Annotated in this window: 13 protein-coding genes; 6 read left to right on the top strand and 7 right to left on the bottom strand. The window is 70.4% G+C overall.

Going from position 1 to position 11,486, the window contains the following annotated elements; all coding sequences use genetic code 11:
• Nucleotides 1-272: 272 nt before the first annotated feature.
• On the top strand, nt 273-2,177 hold the full coding sequence (locus HLB44_RS35840; RefSeq protein WP_173135330.1) for a hypothetical protein: 1,905 nt from the start codon (nt 273-275) through the stop codon (nt 2,175-2,177).
• Between the two features lie 5 nt (nt 2,178-2,182).
• On the opposite strand, the gene HLB44_RS35835 is transcribed toward HLB44_RS35840, so the two are convergent.
• The 3 genes from HLB44_RS35835 to HLB44_RS35825 are packed head-to-tail and all read right to left on the bottom strand — an operon-like array spanning nt 2,183 to nt 4,342.
• A complete protein-coding gene (locus HLB44_RS35835; protein WP_173135457.1) occupies nt 2,183-2,737 on the bottom strand; it encodes a flavin reductase family protein in 555 nt (184 codons plus the stop codon).
• Nucleotides 2,734-3,753: an aldo/keto reductase gene (locus HLB44_RS35830; RefSeq protein ID WP_173135454.1), complete on the bottom strand. Its 1,020-nt coding sequence runs from the start codon at nt 3,751-3,753 to the stop codon at nt 2,734-2,736. Before HLB44_RS35830 ends, HLB44_RS35835 begins: the two co-directional genes overlap by 4 nt.
• A 22-nt stretch (nt 3,754-3,775) precedes the next feature.
• Entirely contained in the window at nt 3,776-4,342 is a 567-nt protein-coding gene (locus tag HLB44_RS35825) for a helix-turn-helix domain-containing protein (RefSeq protein WP_173135452.1), read from the bottom strand.
• Between the two features lie 108 nt (nt 4,343-4,450).
• Here HLB44_RS35825 and HLB44_RS35820 point away from each other — a divergent pair, with 108 nt between their 5' ends.
• From HLB44_RS35820 to HLB44_RS38090, 4 genes are read left to right on the top strand one after another with little or no spacing between them, the layout of a single operon-like run.
• Entirely contained in the window at nt 4,451-5,182 is a 732-nt protein-coding gene (locus tag HLB44_RS35820; RefSeq protein ID WP_173135449.1) for an SDR family oxidoreductase, read from the top strand.
• Nucleotides 5,179-6,402, top strand: coding sequence for an S-adenosylmethionine:tRNA ribosyltransferase-isomerase (locus tag HLB44_RS35815; protein WP_173135446.1), 1,224 nt, complete (start codon nt 5,179-5,181; stop codon nt 6,400-6,402). The genes HLB44_RS35820 and HLB44_RS35815 overlap by 4 nt, the downstream gene beginning before the upstream one ends.
• A 15-nt stretch (nt 6,403-6,417) precedes the next feature.
• Nucleotides 6,418-6,594, top strand: coding sequence for a hypothetical protein (locus tag HLB44_RS35810; protein ID WP_173135443.1), 177 nt, complete (start codon nt 6,418-6,420; stop codon nt 6,592-6,594).
• Complete coding sequence (locus HLB44_RS38090) at nt 6,579-7,697, top strand: WG repeat-containing protein (RefSeq protein ID WP_173135440.1); 1,119 nt, start codon at nt 6,579-6,581, stop codon at nt 7,695-7,697. The genes HLB44_RS35810 and HLB44_RS38090 overlap by 16 nt, the downstream gene beginning before the upstream one ends.
• Before the next feature lie 4 nt (nt 7,698-7,701).
• Here HLB44_RS38090 and HLB44_RS35800 read toward each other — a convergent pair whose 3' ends face one another.
• From HLB44_RS35800 to HLB44_RS35790, 3 genes are all read right to left on the bottom strand, one after another.
• Nucleotides 7,702-8,715 (bottom strand): sulfate ABC transporter substrate-binding protein, encoded by a 1,014-nt coding sequence (locus tag HLB44_RS35800; protein ID WP_173135437.1) that lies wholly within the window; start codon nt 8,713-8,715, stop codon nt 7,702-7,704.
• A 108-nt stretch (nt 8,716-8,823) separates the two neighbouring features.
• Nucleotides 8,824-9,414, bottom strand: coding sequence for an RBBP9/YdeN family alpha/beta hydrolase (locus tag HLB44_RS35795; protein WP_173135434.1), 591 nt, complete (start codon nt 9,412-9,414; stop codon nt 8,824-8,826).
• Nucleotides 9,411-9,629, bottom strand: coding sequence for a TOBE domain-containing protein (locus HLB44_RS35790; RefSeq protein ID WP_173135431.1), 219 nt, complete (start codon nt 9,627-9,629; stop codon nt 9,411-9,413). The genes HLB44_RS35795 and HLB44_RS35790 overlap by 4 nt, the downstream gene beginning before the upstream one ends.
• Nucleotides 9,630-9,775: 146 nt before the next feature.
• On the opposite strand from HLB44_RS35790, the gene HLB44_RS35785 reads away from it, so the two are divergent.
• Nucleotides 9,776-11,173 carry an FAD/NAD(P)-binding protein gene (locus HLB44_RS35785; RefSeq protein WP_173135427.1) on the top strand — a complete coding sequence of 466 codons (1,398 nt, stop codon included), beginning with the start codon at nt 9,776-9,778 and terminating at the stop codon, nt 11,171-11,173.
• 57 nt (nt 11,174-11,230) lie between these two features.
• Here HLB44_RS35785 and HLB44_RS35780 read toward each other — a convergent pair whose 3' ends face one another.
• Nucleotides 11,231-11,410: a hypothetical protein gene (locus tag HLB44_RS35780; protein WP_173135421.1), complete on the bottom strand. Its 180-nt coding sequence runs from the start codon at nt 11,408-11,410 to the stop codon at nt 11,231-11,233.
• Nucleotides 11,411-11,486: the final 76 nt, after the last annotated feature.

The following is an 11,486-nucleotide window of genomic DNA, read 5'->3' as shown; positions in this document are numbered from 1 at the left end:
GGCCCCATTGCGGACGACAGGGGTCGCAATGTCCCAATTCGAGATCCAAATCTCGGCCAAATCGGCTGCCTCCAACCAAATCGGCCGTACAGCTCACCTACCGTGAAACATGCGGGCTAGCGGCGCATGCACGCCGCGCAGCCGGTCGACCACCTGCTTCGCCCAGTCGAAATAGGCCTGACGCCGTTGCAGTGGCCAATCGGCCGCCAGCGCCAGCGGATGGTTGATGTACGGCGACGCGTCGACATCCTTGCGCCGCTGGTTGCGGTGTTGTGCGCGGCGACGGCGGCGGCGCGCAGCACGGTCGCCAGGGCGGAGGCGGGCGGGTGGTCCATCGGGTATCCGATTCGGCAAATCGGTCGGAGTTGGCATGGTATCGACCATCTCCGGCGCCAGGGGCCCTGCCGGCCCCTCTAAGATGCCGCCCCGGGGAGGGAACCACCATGAAGACGACGGCCTCGCGCCTGGCGTTGCTGGGTGCGCTCGGCGTGTTGCCTGCGCTGCTGCAAGCCCAGGTCAGTACCTACGACGCCGCAACCGGCGTGCTGACGATTCCATCGGTCAGCGTCGGCGCGGCGAGCTACGAGAAGGTGACGCTCAAGAGCGATGCGCGGCTCGCGTTCACGCTGCAAGCGGCCACCCCCCAGTACCCGCCAGCGCCGGGCATCGCCACGTACGACGCCGCCACGCGTCTCCTGACCTTGCCGGCGGTGAAAGTCGGCGCGACCACCTATCTGAACGTGACGCTGCGCGACAACGGGCAGTACCGCTTTGCGCTGCAGTCCGCGACGCCGCTCAATGCGGACACGCTCGCCGGCGTCAAGGCGCTGCTGGCGGCGGTCGATGGCCAGTTTGCCCGGCAGGTACCTGCATCCGGGGTGGCAAGCCTGCAGTACGCCGACGCGTGTTACCTGCACGATGGACGCAGCCGCGACTGGTTGATCGCGGAGACCGATGCCGACCCGGCCGCCGTCCAGGCTCGCGATGCCTACCGCATCGGCCAGGAGACCACGAATGTCCAGGTGCTCGCCGAGCGCCGCGTCGTCAATGGCGACGGCAGCACACGCACCGAAGTCGACGTGCAGTACGAGCAGCGCTTCAAGGACGGCTCGACCGACAGGAACGTCCGGCAGACGCTGGTCACCGGCAGCACCTACGGGACGCCGCGTTGCACGACGCCGCAAAGCGATCCGTCCTGGCGCATGCTCGGCGACCAGCGCCTGGTGTCGGTCGCGGTACGCGCACGCAACCTGCGGACCGAGACCTACGACGGCACGCGCACGCCAGCGCAAACGTCGGTCAGCCATCGGCGCGAAGTGCGCTGGATGATCACCGATCCGATGGGCCATGCCAGCTATGTGATCGTCACCGGCCCCCGCGTCATCTTCGCCGGCGCGCCCACCCGGCAGACCTTCAAGTTCCTGTCGCCACGCATCCTGCGCAGCGCGCCTGAGTTGGCCGGCAAGCGCGGAAACTACCTGAACTGGCGCGACGAGGACACCTTCCGCTTCTGCGACGTCCCGACCGAGTCGACGCCCACGCCGGCGGCCACCGTGGATTGCGCAGCAACCGGTGCGTCGATCGACAACTGGGGCTGGACTACCGCGACGCCCGACGTGCAGGCGGACGCCAAGTTCGCGAATCTGGGCCTGGTGGCCGGAGCGACCTACCTCTTTGAGGTCTATGACGACGACGGTTGGAAGACAGTGAACGGCCACGCGGGTCGCGCGCCGATCGCCACCTACACTGCGGTGCTGGACAAGTTGCCGTACAAGTTCGTCGAGATGGTGAGCAGCGGACCGCAAGGCGACCGCTACCCACGCCTCGGCATCAGCGGATCGTCGCTGGCGCAGGCGCGCGCCAACGCGATGAGCGCGGCGCCAGCGCCGATCAACCTGGTCTGGACCATGCCGTCAAGCCCGGACAACGCGGTATTTCGCGTGGCGCGGCTTCATGAGTTCTTCGCCGGACCGAAGCGGGGCAATGCCGCGGGTGTCCTCTCCCCGGGCTACCGTTACCTGAAGGCCTCATACCCCGGCAGCATGGCGTCATCATTCAGCGGCCTGCCGGTCACGGCCCAACTGCCCGACATGGCCAGCAAATCGAACGTCGAGTTTGCGCTGCACTACATCGATCGCAACGACAACGAGATCTTCGACAACATCATTCTGCGCTGAAGCGCTCACCCAGCCACCTCGAACGCTTCGCCGGTGGCGAAGAACGCGCCGCCGGCGATGTAGTGCAGGCTCGGCGGCGCTTCGGCGCGCCAGTGGCCTTTCGTGAACGCACGGGGGTCGGCCCAGGCGGCGATCACTTCGCCGATGAAGAGGTCGTAGGCCTGCTGGTTGTGCGGCTCGGGGATCACGCGGCATTCCAGCCAGCCGAGGCAGCCGGCCAGCAGCGGCGCAGCGACCTTCGCCGCCGGCAGCGTCGGCAGGTCCAGCGCGTCGAACTTGTCGCCGTCGCGGCCTGAAACGCGGCCCATCGCCAGCACCTGCGCGGCCTGCGCCCGCGCCGGCACGTTGAGCACGAACTCGCCGGAGGCTTCGATCAGGCCGCGGCTGAAGGTGGTCTTGTCGATCACCACGCAGACCTTGGCGGGCGTGAAGTCGAGCGCCATGTTCCAGGCCGCGGCCATCACGTTGCGGCGGCCGCCGTGCGCGCTGCTGACGAGCACGGTCGGGCCGTGGTTGATCAGGCGGTAGGCTTTCGCGAGTTCAACCGGTTCCGGGGTCATGCTGACGTCCTCGGCTGACGCCCGGTGACCGGATACAGCGGGTCGGTGTAGCCGTGCGTCGACGCGTGGCCGGCCGGGACCAGGCCACTGATGAAGGCCTCGTCTTCATCACTCAAAGTGAGCGTCCGCGCGGCGAGGTAATCGTTCCACTGTTCGAGCGTGCGCGGCCCGCCGATCACGCCGTTGACCAGCCGGTTGTTCAGCACCCAGGCGATCGCCAGGTGGCTGGCGGCCACGCCGCGCTGCTCGGCGTAGGCGGCGAAGCGTTGCGACAAGGCCAGCGATTCGGCGCGGAACTCCGTCTGCATCAGGCGCTTGTCGGCACGCGCCGCGCGCGTGCCGGCGTCGGGCGCTGCATCGGGCTTGTACTTGCCGGTCAGCACGCCGCGCGCCAGCGGGCTGTAGGCGACGACGCCCAGCCCATAGTGGTTGCAGGCCGGCAGCAGCTCGGTCTCGATGCCGCGGCTCATCGCGTTGTACGGCGGCTGGCAGACGATCGGCGGCGGCACGCCCATCGCGCGCGCCAGCTCGGCGATGCGCACGATGCGCCAGGCGCGGAAGTTCGAGACGCCCCAGTGCAGGATCTTGCCGTCGGCGATCAGCTTCGCGAGCGCCGAGAGCGTCTCCTCCATCGGCGTCGACTCGTCGTCGCGGTGCAGGTAATAGACGTCGATCCTGTCGGTGCCCAGGCGCTTCAGGCTCGCTTCGCAGGCCTGCATCAACCAGCGCCGCGAGAGGCCGCGGTCGTTCGGCTCGGCGCTCATCGGATTCGCGAGCTTGCTCGCCAGCACCCAGCGCGAGCGGTCGGTCTTGATCAGCTCGCCGACGATCCGCTCCGATTGGCCGTTGGCATAGATGTCGGCGGTGTCGATCGCGTTCAGGCCGGCGTCGCGCGTGGCGCCGACGATGCGCGCGGCTTCGGTGTGATCGGTCTGGTCGCCGAACATCATCGTGCCGAGCCACAGCGGCGAAGTCTTCAGGCCCGAGCGGCCCAAGTTGCGGTAGGTCTCTTGCATCGCGGGATGCTAGCCGCTGTGCTCAAACCCCCGCCTTCGCAAGGACGACGACCGACACGCCGCGTGCGCGCTGCAGCGCATCGGCGTTCTGGTACGAATGCGGCAGGTTGCCGGGAAAGGCCAGCACCTCGCCGGGCGCCAGCTCGTAGCGGTCGCCGGCGACCATCAGGATCACGCGGCCGTCGAGGCAGGTGAAGAACTCGCGCGTGCCCGGCAGGTGCGGCGTGCCGCCCATCACCGCGCCGGGCTCGAAGTCCATCAGCTCCATCATCTCGTCGGGCACCGGCTCGGGCACCAGGTCGCGCACCTGCACGCCGCGGCCCTTGTGGCGCGGCGCGATCGCGTCCGCTGGCCAGTGCCGCACCAGCGCGCGCGGTGCAGCGAGCAGCTCGTCGATCGGTACCGACAGCGCGCCGGCCACCTTCACCAGCACGGCCAGCGACGGGTTGCCTTCACCCGATTCGAGGTTCGCGATCGTCGAGCGCGGCACCGCGGCGGCGCGCGCCAGCTCCTGCTGCGTCAAGGTCCGTGCATGGCGCAGCGCAGCGAGGTTGCGCGCCAGGTGCGAAGCCGTGCGGTCGGAGGACATCGGCGGCGATTGTCCAGCGGATCGATCTTCCGCCAACGCAGCGGACATCCGGCTCGCCGCGCGCGACGGCGCCGCCTACCTTTGCGCCACAGACATCAGGAGCATTCAATGACGACCCCGACTTCTCCCCTCACCGGTACCCGCGTCGTGCTGAGTGGCGGCACCTCGGGCCTCGGCCTGGCGCTGCTGCGCGGCCTGCGCCAGCGCGGCGCGCAGGTCGCCTTCATCGCCCGCAACGCCGAGCGCGTGCGCGCGGTCGCCGCCGCGCACCCGGGCAGCCATGGCATCGCTGGCGATGTCGCCGACAAGCGCCAGACGCATCCGCTCGCGCTGCAGCTGGCCGGCATCCTCGGCGGCGTCGACCTGGTGATCCACAACGCGTCGAGCCTGGGGCCCGTGCCGCTGGCGCCGCTGGCCGACACCGAGTGCGAGCAGTTCGAAGAAGCGCTGACGACCAATGTGCTCGGCCCGTTCCGGCTGACGCGCGCGCTGCTCGGCAGCCTGGCGGCGTCGGCGCGCGAAAGCCGGCCGGCGCGCGTGCTGTTCATCGGCAGCGATGCCGGTGTCAATGCCTACGCCGGCTGGGGCGCGTATGGCGCCAGCAAGGCCGCGGCGCGGCAGCTGGCGGCGGTGTGGGATGCGGAGCTGCAGCCGCTGGGCATCCGCGTGCTCGAACACGACCCGGGCGACATGGACACGCCGCTGCATGCGCTGGCGCTGCCCGATGCCGATCCGGCGACGCTGAAGCGGCCGCAGCAGGCGGCCGACGAAGTCATCGCGCGGCTCGAAGCATCGATCACCGGCGCGCTGCTGGCCGTCGATGAGGAGGCTGTGCGATGAAACCGGCGGCCCTTGCGGTGCAGCGACCGGCCGACGCGCGGCTGCTCACCGTCGATCCACAAGGACGGCTCGAGCACCATGCCCGCCACACGCTGCCCGCCCTGCTGCAACCCGGCGACCTGCTGGTGGCCAACGATGCCGCGACGCTGCCAGCCAGCCTGCACGGCGTGCACGGCCGCAGCGGCCGGCCGATTGAGATCCGCCTGGCCGGCCGGCCGACCCTGGCCGTCGATGCGGTGAAGGAATTCGCCGCCGTGGTCTTCGGCGAAGGTGACCATCGCCTGCGCACCGAAGACCGTCCGCTGCCGCCGCCGCTCGCGCCCGACGACCTGCTGCTGCTCGGCTGCGGCGATGGCGCGCTGCGCGCCGAGGATGACGAGCGGCCGCTGCGCGCCCGCGTGCGCCGGCTGCTCGGCCATCCGCGGCTGGTGCTGATCCGCTTCGAAGGCAGGCCCGAGGCGATCTGGCGCGGCCTGGCGCGCCATGGCAAGCCGGTGCAGTACGCCCACCTGCCCGACCCGCTCGCTTTGTGGGACAGCTGGACGCGCATCGCCGCGCTGCCGGTGGCCTTCGAGCCGCCCTCGGCCGGCTTCCTGCTCGACTGGTCGATGCTCGATTCACTGCGCGCGCGCGGCATCGGCTTCGCGACACTGACGCATGCCGCCGGCCTGTCGTCGACCGGCGACGCGGCGCTCGACGCGCGGCTGCCGCTGGACGAGCCCTACCACCTGCCGCCGTCGACGGTCGCGGCCATCGAACGCACGCGCCGCGCCGGCGGCCGCATCGTCGCGCTCGGCACGACAGTGACGCGCGCGCTCGAACACGCCGGGGCCCGCGGCGCCCTGCAGCCCGGCGAGGGCCTGGCCGACAACCGGCTCGGGGCGAGCAGCCCGCTGCGCATCGTCGACGCGCTGGTCAGCGGCGCGCACGAGCCGGGCACCAGCCACCACCGGCTGCTCGGCGCCTTCGCCGGCGCAGCAACGCTCGCCCGACTCGATGCGGCGCTCGACACCGGCGGCTACCGCGCGCACGAATTCGGCGACTCGGTGCTGCTGTGGCGAAGCCACGGTGCCGAAGGTCACACGGCCGATCTTCGACGGCTGCAAGAGTGCAAAACGCACAGCATTTCGGCGAGCGGCGAACTACAAACGAAACCAGGGGCGGACGCTGGCGTAGCGCCGCTGAAACCCCGTCCGGCCACAGTGGCCGACACCGCTTGAACAGGGAGTGCCACCATGATCCCGCACGTGCTGACCGACCTGCCGCCCGGCATGCTGGGCCAGCTTCACCACACCATCGTTTCCGAGCCCGGCACGCCGGCCGGCGGCATGCTGCCCGGCGAGCGCAGCCTGGTGTGGGCGGTCGTGCTGGTGGCCGCCTGCGCGGCGGTGGTGTTGTGCTTGCACGGCTGAATCGTCGGCCCCTGTTTGCCGCGCTGCTCGCGCTGTTCTGTGCCGGCACGGCGCAGGCGCAGGCAAGTGCGCCGCTGCTGTTCCCGATTCGCCACGGCGACCTGCATGGGCTGATCGACGCCGAAGGCCGCCAGGTGCTGGCGCCCGAGTACACCGAGGTGCGCATCGGCGCGCCGCTGGTGATGGTGCGCAAAGGCCACCGCACCGCCTACGTCGACCCGGCGGGCCGCTTCGTCATCGAGCCGCAGGACGAGTTGTCGCAACCCTTCGCCGAAGGCCTGGTGCCGAAACGCGGCAAGGATGCGCAGGGCAAGCCGCGCTGGGGGTACGTGGGTGCGCAGCGGCAATGGGTCATCGCGCCGGCCTTCGACGAGGCCCAGCCCTTTGCCGACGGGCTGGCGCTGGTCGGCATCGCCGACGCCTGGGGCCAGCTGAAGTACGGCGCGATCGACAAGCGCGGCCAGCTGGTGCTGGCGGCGGCGCACGACAAGCTGCTGCCGCCCGGCGGCGGCCTGGTGCGCGCCGAATCGCGCGAGCGCACGCACCGCGTCTTCGACGCGCAGGGCCGCGACATCACGCCGGCGGGCATCGACTTCGTCGGCCTCGCGAGCGACGGCATGGTGCGGGTCTGGTCCGGCCGGACGCAGGGCTTCATGACGACGGGCGGGCAGCTCGTGGTGCCGCCGCGCTTCCAGCAGGCGAGCGACTTCAAGGAAGGCTTCGCCCGCGTCTGGATCGACGGCAAGTACGGCTACATCGACAAGCGCGGCACGCTGGTGATCCCGGCGCGCTACGACACGGCGGAAGACTTCTCCGACGGCCTCGCGCTGGTCAAGGCCGACGGCAAGGCGCTGTACCTCGACGCTGCCGGCCGCACGGTGCTGCAGCCGGAGGCCGAGCGCGCCTGGCCGTTCTCGCAGGGGCTCGCGGTGGTCAAGGTCGGCGGCAAGCACGGCTACATCGACAAGCGCGGCCGGGTGGCGATCGAGCCGCAGTTCAGCTTCGCGCGCCCCTTCCACAGCGGCCTGGCCTATGTCGGCCAGGGGCGTACCAGCGGCTACATCCGCGCCGACGGCCGCTTCGTCTGGCAGAGCGAGCGCTGAGCGTTCACTTGTGCTTCGTCACGACGCGGTCGAACACGCCGCCGTCGGCGAAGTGGGTCTTCTGCGCCGCGGCCCAGCTGCCGAACACGCTGTCGAGCGTGAACAACGTCAGCTTCGGGAACTGCTTGTCGACCTTCGCCGCCGCCTTCGGATCGGCCGGCCGGTAGTAGTTCTGTCCCGCGATGTCCTGGCCCTCGGGGGAATACAGGAACTCGAGGTAGGCCTGCGCCACCGCGCGCGTGCCTTTCTTGTCGACCACCTTGTCGACCAGCGCGACCGGCGGCTCGGCCAGGATCGACACCGACGGCGCGACGATGTCGAACTTGCCCGGCCCGAGCTCCTTCAGCGCCAGCAGCGCCTCGTTCTCCCAGGCCAGCAGCACATCGCCGATGTTGCGTTCGACGAAGGTCACCGTCGAGCCCCGGGCGCCGGAATCGAGCACCGGCACGTTGGCGAACAGCTTCTGCACGAACTCCTGCGCCTTGTCGTCGCTGCCGAACTTCTTTTTCGCGTAGCCCCAGGCGGCCAGGTAGTTCCAGCGTGCGCCGCCGGAGGTCTTCGGGTTCGGCGTGATCACGCCGATGCCCGGCTTGGCCAGGTCGTCCCAGTCCTTGATGCCCTTCGGATTGCCCTTGCGCACCAGGAACACGATCGTCGACGTGTACGGCGCGCTGTTGTGCGGCAGGCGTTTCTGCCAGTCGGCCGGCAGCAGCTTGCCCAGGCGGGCGATCTCGTCGATGTCGTAGGCCAGCGCCAGCGTGACGACGTCGGCATCGAGCCCGTCGATCACCGTGCGGGCCTGCTTGCCCGAGCCGCCGTGCGACTGCTTGACCGCGACGTTGTCGCCGGTCTTGGCCTTCCAGTGCGCGGCGAAGGCCTTGTTGAAATCCTGGTACAGCTCGCGCGTCGGGTCGTAGGAGACGTTCAGCAGCGTCAGGTCCTTGGCCGCGGCGCCGAAGGCGGCCGCGGTCAACGCGAGCGCCAGCACCGAGCGGCGCAGCAATGCGAGAGAAGTCATCGTTGGGTGTCCGGGTCGTGAATGCTGGCGATGCTAGGAAGTGCCGCTCATTCGGAGAACGAAGCATTGCTTCGTTGTACATGCGAGAAACGAGTGAGCGCCCCGGAATCAGACGGCGAATGACCACTCCGCGCCGGCCCGCGCGGGCCGCTGCTCGCGCGCGAGGCGCTGCGCCATCGAGAGCACCCAGCGCCGCGCCAGCGGCAGCGGGCCGAATCCCGCCTCGGCGTTGATGTGGCCGGCGTCGCCCAGGTTGATCCACTGGCAGCCCCAGCGCTCGGCCCAGCGGCGGGCGCTGCCGGCGCTCATCCACGGGTCGTTCTGGCTGCCGATCAGCAGGCCCGGCCGCGGCAGCGCAGTCTGCGGCAGGGCCTCGGCGAGGCCGAATCGATCGGGTTCGGCCGGCGCCACCAGCAGCAACGAACGCAGCGGCGAGTCCGGCGTGCGGGCCAGGTGGTGCACCAGCGCCAGGCAGCCGAAGCTGTGCGCCGCGGCGATCCACGGGCCCGGCCCGGCGCGCTCCAGCGTCGCGCCGATGCGCGCGCTCCAGCGCTCGAGGTCGGGCGCCTGCCAGTCGCGCTGCACCACGCGCAGGCTGTGGCGGTAGTGCGACTGCAGCCAGCTCTGCCAGTGCGCCGGGCCGCTGTCGTGCAGGCCCGGCACGATCAGCAGGCGCGGCGCGCGCGCGTCAACGGTCATAGCGTCGCGATCGACACCTCGGTCGACTTGACCAGGGCGATCACCTCCTTGCCGACCTCCAGCCCCAGCTCCTTGACCGAGCGGGTCGTGATGACCGACGTGACGATCAGCCCGCCGGCGGTCTCGACGTCGACCTCGCTGACGACCGGTCCTTCGACGATCTCGCGGACCTGGCCGCGGAACTGGTTGCGAACGTTGATTGCGGTGATGCTCATGTCGGATGTCCTCTCTGGGTGGCGGTGAGGACAGTGTTGACCCGCAGCGGCGACAAGGAAAACGAATGCTTGCTTCGATGCACATGCGCCGAACGAGCAAGCCGCGCCTATCATCCGGCGAACCTCCACCGCCGCCGTCCCTGCAAATGACGCGTCCATCGACCCGCCCCCGCCGCATCGCGATCGTCGGCGCCGGTTTCAGCGGCGCGGTCACCGCGGTTCAGCTGTTGCGCCACGCACCGGCCGAGGGGCTGCAGGTGGTGCTGATCAACGAATCGGGCCGCATGGCACGCGGCCTGGCCTACGGCACATCCAGCCGCGAGCACGTGCTGAACGTGCCGGCCGCCAACATGAGTGCGCTGGCGCAGGATGCCGAGGATTTTCTGCGTTATTGCCGCTGGTCCGATCCGCAGGTCGAGCCGACCTCCTTCGTCTCGCGCCGCCTGTATGGCGCCTACCTCGATGCCCTGCTGTCGGCGGCCGAGCTGACCGCCGCGCCGGCGATCGCGCTGGAACGCATCGTCGGCCGCGTGATCGGGCTCGACATCGATGCCGACGCCGGCGTCGCGATCCGGCTGGCGCAGGGCGGCCTGATCGCGGCCGATCATGTCGTGCTGGCCTTCGGGCACTTCGCGCCGCTCGATCCGCTGCCGCCCGCGGCGATCGCGGCCGCCGGCGCACGCTACATCCGCGATCCGTGGGCCAGGGGCGCGCTGCAAGGCATCGGTGCGAACGACGACGTGCTGCTGGTCGGGGCCGGGTTGACGGCGGTCGACGTCGCGCTGGCGCTGGCGCGTGATGCGCGGCGCGGACGGCTGATCAGCATCTCGCGGCGTGGATTGGCGCCCAACCCGCACCGCCGCAGCGGCGCTGCGCCGGGTGCGCTGGATGCCGGCGCGCTGGTCGCGGCGATGGGCGATTCGCTGCGCCAGCAGTGGCGCGTGCTGCGGCGGGATATCGCGGCACGCATCGCGAACGGCGAGGACTGGCGCGACGTGATCGGCGCCCTGCGCGCGCACACGCCGGCGCTGTGGCAACGACTGTCGGCCGTTGACCGCGCACGCTTTCTGCGCCATGCGCGGCCGCACTGGGAAGTGCTGCGCCATCGCTGCGCGCCGGCGGCGCACGAGGCGTACCAAGGGCTCGTCGAGCAGGGCGCGCTCGATGTGCGGGCGGCGCGCATGGTCTCGGTCGAACCCGGCGACGCGGGTCTCGTCGTGCAGCTGCAGCGGCGTGGTGCGGCGGGCACCGAGCGGCTGACGGTCCAGCACATCGTCAACTGCACCGGTCCGAGCTCGGACCTGCGCCGCTGCCCATCGCCGCTGGTGCGCGACCTGCTCGAAGCCGGCTGGATCTGCCCGGACCCGCTCGGCCTGGGCCTGCAGGTCGATCCGCACTACGCCGTGGTCGGTCGCGACGGCGTGGCCTCGCCGCGGCTGTCGTACATCGGCCCGCTGCTGAAGGCGCGCGACTGGGAGGCCACTGCCGTGCCCGAGCTGCGCACGCATGCCTGGCAGCTGGCGCAGCGGCTGCTGGGGCTCTGAAAAGCAAAAGCCCCGCGATGCGGGGCTTTTCTGGGGAAGCGGAAGGCGCTGGTGGGTTCAGCCGCGCACGTCCCGCTTGCCGACGATCACGACCTGCTGCACCGGCGTGCTGTCGGCGCGCGCCATCTCGGTCGCCACGCTGTGGTTCGCCAACGCGCTCATGCTGCCCAGCGTGGCCAGCGTCACCAGCGCGGCGAGGCCGAAGGCGGTGGCTTGGGTGCTGATCTGCTTGAACATGTTGGGCTCCGTGTCTTTCAGGTGGCAACGCGTTGGTGCGTTGAGATGGACTGTAGGAACCCAGGGTCCGCGCGAA

Source organism: Pseudaquabacterium terrae (genome assembly GCF_013266755.1).
Taxonomy (GTDB): Bacteria; Pseudomonadota; Gammaproteobacteria; order Burkholderiales; family Burkholderiaceae_C; genus Pseudaquabacterium; species Pseudaquabacterium terrae.
Note: the sequence above shows the minus strand (reverse complement) of the source record. Positions and strands in the feature narration are given on the sequence as shown.

Excerpts from the sequence above, each read along its gene's own strand:
- HLB44_RS35810 (WP_173135443.1), top strand. The coding sequence starts at position 6,418 with ATGATCCCGCACGTGCTGACCGACCTGCCGCCCGGCATGCTGGGCCAG.
- HLB44_RS35780 (WP_173135421.1), bottom strand. The coding sequence starts at position 11,410 with ATGTTCAAGCAGATCAGCACCCAAGCCACCGCCTTCGGCCTCGCCGCG.
- HLB44_RS35790 (WP_173135431.1), bottom strand. The coding sequence starts at position 9,629 with ATGAGCATCACCGCAATCAACGTTCGCAACCAGTTCCGCGGCCAGGTC.
- HLB44_RS35825 (WP_173135452.1), bottom strand. The coding sequence starts at position 4,342 with ATGTCCTCCGACCGCACGGCTTCGCACCTGGCGCGCAACCTCGCTGCG.
- HLB44_RS35835 (WP_173135457.1), bottom strand. The coding sequence starts at position 2,737 with ATGACCCCGGAACCGGTTGAACTCGCGAAAGCCTACCGCCTGATCAAC.
- HLB44_RS35830 (WP_173135454.1), bottom strand. The coding sequence starts at position 3,753 with ATGCAAGAGACCTACCGCAACTTGGGCCGCTCGGGCCTGAAGACTTCG.
- HLB44_RS35785 (WP_173135427.1), top strand. The coding sequence starts at position 9,776 with ATGACGCGTCCATCGACCCGCCCCCGCCGCATCGCGATCGTCGGCGCC.
- HLB44_RS35795 (WP_173135434.1), bottom strand. The coding sequence starts at position 9,414 with ATGACCGTTGACGCGCGCGCGCCGCGCCTGCTGATCGTGCCGGGCCTG.
- HLB44_RS35800 (WP_173135437.1), bottom strand. The coding sequence starts at position 8,715 with ATGACTTCTCTCGCATTGCTGCGCCGCTCGGTGCTGGCGCTCGCGTTG.
- HLB44_RS35815 (WP_173135446.1), top strand. The coding sequence starts at position 5,179 with ATGAAACCGGCGGCCCTTGCGGTGCAGCGACCGGCCGACGCGCGGCTG.
- HLB44_RS35820 (WP_173135449.1), top strand. The coding sequence starts at position 4,451 with ATGACGACCCCGACTTCTCCCCTCACCGGTACCCGCGTCGTGCTGAGT.